At 63.9% G+C, this 3848-nt stretch carries 3 protein-coding genes and 1 pseudogene; 3 read left to right on the top strand and 1 reads right to left on the bottom strand.

The features are described 5' to 3' along the window. Positions 1-149 precede the first annotated feature (149 nt). Both ABJF10_RS29845 and ABJF10_RS29840 read left to right on the top strand, forming a co-directional pair. Positions 150-1334, top strand: a complete 1185-nt coding sequence (locus ABJF10_RS29845; protein WP_348548248.1) for a Gfo/Idh/MocA family oxidoreductase — start codon at positions 150-152, stop codon at positions 1332-1334. Continuing rightward, a complete protein-coding gene (locus ABJF10_RS29840) occupies positions 1331-2488 on the top strand; it encodes a metallophosphoesterase (protein ID WP_348548247.1) in 1158 nt (385 codons plus the stop codon). Before ABJF10_RS29845 ends, ABJF10_RS29840 begins: the two co-directional genes overlap by 4 nt. Here the strand turns inward: ABJF10_RS29840 and ABJF10_RS29835 are convergent. After that, positions 2485-3198, bottom strand: a complete 714-nt coding sequence (locus ABJF10_RS29835; RefSeq protein ID WP_348548246.1) for a PEP-CTERM sorting domain-containing protein — start codon at positions 3196-3198, stop codon at positions 2485-2487. The genes ABJF10_RS29840 and ABJF10_RS29835 overlap by 4 nt on opposite strands. Before the next feature lie 226 nt (positions 3199-3424). Between ABJF10_RS29835 and ABJF10_RS29830 the strand changes: the two are divergent. After that, positions 3425-3848, top strand: a pseudogene (locus tag ABJF10_RS29830) (sugar phosphate isomerase/epimerase); the annotation flags it as partial.

Below are 3848 nucleotides of genomic sequence, written 5' to 3'. Positions count from 1 at the left end.
ACGGGAGGTCTCGATTCGCTCCGGGGAGGCCATTTCGTGGGACACGAAAGCCTTGAAAGTGACGAACCTCGAAGCCGCGAATCGCTACATCAAGCGCCCGTCTTATCGCAGCGGCTGGTTGTAATAGGACCAACTTTTGCTGAACCCTCATGAACCGCCGCCAATTCCTCGCCACCACCATCGCCTCCAGCGTTGCCTATGCCGCTTGTGCGGCGGAGGACGACCGCAAGCTGCGCGTCGCCGTCATCGGTCACACCGGCCACGGTGACTACGGGCACGGCCTTGATGTCGTGTGGCTCCGCATGCCCGAAGTCGAAATCGTGGGCGTGGCGGACGCCGATGCCGCGGGTCTGGCGAAAGCGCAGAAGAAGCTCAAGCTCGAGCGGGGGTTTGCGGATTACCGCCAGATGCTCACCGAATTGAAGCCGGAGATCGTGGCGGTGGCGCCGCGTCACCTGGACGAGCATCGCGACATGACGCTGGCGGCCATCGAAGCCGGTGCGCGGGGCATCTACATCGAGAAGCCTTTTTGCCGCACGCCGGTGGAAGCCGACGAGATCATCGCGGCTGCGGACAAGCGCAAGGTGAAGATCGCCATCGCGCATCGCAACCGCTACCACCCCGCGCTGCCGGCCATCGAGCGCATGCTCAAGGACAATGCCCTCGGCCAGTTGCTGGAGATTCGCATGCGCGGCAAGGAAGATCTCCGCGGTGGAGCGCAGGACCTATGGGTGCTCGGTGCGCATCTGTTGAATATCGCCACGTTCTTCGGCGGCGCGCCGCAATCCTGCACGGCGACCCTCTTGCAGGACGGCCACCCGGCGACCAAGGCCGACGTGAAGGACGGCACGGAAGGTGTGGGGCTGCTCGCGGGGAATGCGGTTCATGCGCGTTTCGACATGGAGCGGGGGATGCCGGTGTTTTTCGATTCCATTGCCAAGGCCGGGGCCAAGGAAGCGGGATTCGGACTGCAACTCATCGGGACCAAGGGGATCATCGATTTGCGATTCGATACCGAGCCGCTGGCGCAATTGCTTCCGGGCAATCCTTTCGCGCCCGGCAAAGAGGCTCGCGCGTGGGTGCCCATTTCCTCGGCGGGGCCGGGCGTGCCGGAGCCCATCGCCGACGTGAAGGAGCAAGTTTCCTCACACCTGCTGCCGGCCCGCGATCTCATCGCCGCCATGCGGGAAGATCGTGCCCCGCTGTGCAGCGCCGCCGATGGGCGCGCGGTGGTGGAGATGATCATGGCAGTTTTTGAATCGCACCGGCTCAATGGCCAGCGCGTGACCTTTCCCCTCGCGACCCGGCAGAATCCGCTCGCGCAGATGGCATGAAGAAATCGCTGTTTTTCGGGGCGGCTGTTTTGCTGCTCGGTCTGACTGCTCGCGGGGAAGACATCCAGCGCATCTGGCTCACCCATCGCACGAACGATCCTTCGAAGATCGTGGTGAACTGGCAGACGACGGAGCCGGCCAATTCGATAGTGGAGTATGGCGACACCGACGCGCTCGGGCAAACCGCGCGCCAGGAGGAAGCGGTCGCTTTGCATCACGTCGAGATTCCGCTCGCGCATCGCGACGGCAGCTATCACTACCGCGTGCGCTCCGGCTCCAACGCCTCGGCCGTTCATGCGTTCCAAGGGTACCCGAGCAACGAATTGCGGGTCGCCGTGGTCGCGGACACCGGCTATGGCAAATCCCCGTGGGGAGAAGCGGTGCAACGCGAGAAGCCGCACCTCCTCATCAGCGCGGGAGATCACGTGCCGGCGTTGCACAAGGCCCAGCCAGTCGCGCCCACGGATACGACGGCCTTCGGCGAGCTGGTCGATCGGTACCGCGAGCTATTCAGTTCTACGCCGTGGATGCCGCTGCTCGGCAATCACGATCGCGAGATGAGTTCGCGCGGCCCAAAGCCGCCGCCGGAGCCGGTCTATGATGTGGAGGCCACGGCCTTCCGCGCCTTCTTTGCCCTGCCGGGCGACCAGTGGAAATGGCACTTCGACGTGCCGGAGTTTGGCGTGCGTTTCATCGCGCTCGATTTCAGCCACCTCAGCGATCAAGGCAGCACCTGGCAAACGTGCCATTCGCCCAAGCGCGCCGGCCCGCAGTTTGGCTGGTATCGCGATCTCATGGCCGCCAGCCAGCAGCCGTTCGTCCTCACGTTCGACAACGAGCGCAACGCCACGGTGCGCAGCCAGGAGGGCGGCGAATGGGGCAGGATGATGGCGCAGGGCTCGCTCACCATCACCGGTTTTGGCTACTTCGCCGAGCGCGCGGAAGTGGACGGCATTACGTATTACAACACCAGCGTCGGCGGCAACGGCACGCCGTATCCCGATCCGAAATCCGCTGTCTTCAAAAGCGAGGACAACTACATCCTGCTGACCTTTCGCCGCGAGCCGCGGGAACTGCGCGTCGACTTGAAAGACTTGCGCGGCGAGGTGCTCGACAGCAAGACCTTCGCGCCGCGTGTGGGGGCAGCACCCTAAGCTGCGGACCGCGGTTTGCGGTGACGCTTGAGTGCGAGGCCGGCGAGAGCGATGGCCATCAGGCCCGCGATCGATGGCTCCGGCACGGCCACGAGATTCAAGCTCAGGCCGCCTGCGGCGAGGTTGTCGATCGGGATGAGATTCAAATCGCCGGACATACTGAAATGCAACTCCGAGCCGCTGCCGTCACCGCTGAAGCGGGCGGAGCTGCTGCCCAGCCGGCCGCCGCTTCCTCTTCCGAGACCGAGAATTGCGTAGGCCTCGCGCGAGGAACTCGAGCCGACGGGCACTGGGGAGACCAGATTCAAGGGACTGGAGGGAAACCGCGCCGTTAAGTCGGCCGGGATGATGGATTTTCCACCGGGCGGGGAAGATGAATCGCTGCTCGGGGAAGCGGGTCCCGCGGGTGTCGCGTCCACTATTGCCGAAGATGGATTCCACCATCCACCGCCACCAAAACCAGAGCCGGAAGAATGTCCGCCCGCAGCCATATTCACATCCGCCTGAGCATCCGGCTTGGAGCCATCCAGAAGATGAGTCGCCGCCCGCATGCCGCAGGTCAATGCCACGGTAACGCCGGCCCAGAAGAGAAAGCGGTGGGCCTGGGGAGTCCACGTCCAGAAGTGCGCGAACAGTCCCGGCGCCTTCGACTCGGTCGAGTCGTTGGCAGGGGTGGCGGCTGGCGTGTCTTTGGGATCGGTTGGAGGCATTGGAATAACGAGAGCGGGATGAAGTGCGGCACCGTATTTCAACCGCCAAATCTTCACCGCAAATTTCATGTAACATTCTGGTGACAGCCCCGCGTTCCCGCCGGCCGCCAGAAAAGAGCTTGTTCGCCGGGAGAGTTTTCGGCAGACAGTCCCACGCTTTGCCCCCGGTCGTTTCGCGACGGACCGTATGCTGCCGCGCGGGAGCTGGCCAACCTCCGTATTCCCCATGAGTCACCCTCTCCCGAAATTGCACAACGCCATGTGGCCCGGTCTCGTCGGCAAAGGCGACGCCGCCGGCCAGGAACCGCCCATCAGCCTCGAGCACATGCTCGACCTCACCGCGGCCGCGAACGTCAACGGCCAGAAGTTCGAGGGCATCGATTACTTCCTCTTCCTCCCGCACACGAATCCCGAGGCGAGCGACGATGAGTTGAAAAAGATCGCCGATCTCATCGCGAGCAAGGGCTTCAATGTCGGCTCGCTGGTCGCGCCGGTCTGGGCCGGCACGGTGGGTGATTCCGCGATGGGCGACGACGCCCAGCAGGAGAAATTCCTCAGCGCGGTGAAGATGGCCTGCCGCATCGCGGGCATCTTCAACAAGCACGGCGTCCGCAAGTATGGCGTCATCCGCATTGATTCCGCCGAGTTCG

It is taken from the genome of Chthoniobacter sp. (assembly GCF_040003245.1).
Lineage (GTDB): Bacteria > Verrucomicrobiota > Verrucomicrobiia > Chthoniobacterales > Chthoniobacteraceae > Chthoniobacter.
Note: the sequence above shows the minus strand (reverse complement) of the source record. Positions and strands in the feature narration are given on the sequence as shown.

Excerpts from the sequence above, each read along its gene's own strand:
- ABJF10_RS29845 (WP_348548248.1), top strand. The coding sequence starts at position 150 with ATGAACCGCCGCCAATTCCTCGCCACCACCATCGCCTCCAGCGTTGCC.
- ABJF10_RS29840 (WP_348548247.1), top strand. The coding sequence starts at position 1,331 with ATGAAGAAATCGCTGTTTTTCGGGGCGGCTGTTTTGCTGCTCGGTCTG.
- ABJF10_RS29835 (WP_348548246.1), bottom strand. The coding sequence starts at position 3,198 with ATGCCTCCAACCGATCCCAAAGACACGCCAGCCGCCACCCCTGCCAAC.